This is a genomic window from Flavobacterium stagni (genome assembly GCF_004122105.1).
In the GTDB taxonomy this organism is placed as follows: domain Bacteria; phylum Bacteroidota; class Bacteroidia; order Flavobacteriales; family Flavobacteriaceae; genus Flavobacterium; species Flavobacterium stagni.
The window spans coordinates 1-264 of record NZ_SBKN01000031.1; the positions used below are offsets into that span (position 1 = coordinate 1).

Annotated in this window: 1 protein-coding gene; it reads right to left on the reverse strand. The window is 44.3% G+C overall.

Features of this window, described 5'->3' with window-relative positions:
• The coding region (locus tag EQG61_RS13835; protein ID WP_164974946.1) for an HYR-like domain-containing protein at positions 1-264 on the reverse strand (264 nt) is incomplete at both ends.

Genomic DNA, 264 nt, shown 5'->3' on the forward strand with positions numbered 1-264 from the left:
TAGTATCTTGAACAGTTACTACTTGCGTAGCAGTGGTTGTGTTACCACAAGCGTCAGTAGCAGTCCATGTGCGAGTTAATGTATAGTTACTAGCACAGTTACCTGCAGTAGTTACTTCGTTGAAAGTTACAGTAGCTGCTCCACAGTTGTCTGTAGCAGTCATTGTTGCTGCTGCAGGAACGTTAGAACATTCCACCGTTACGTTAGCTGGAGTAGCTTCTACGAAAGTAGGCGCAGTAGTATCTTGAACAGTTACTACTTGCG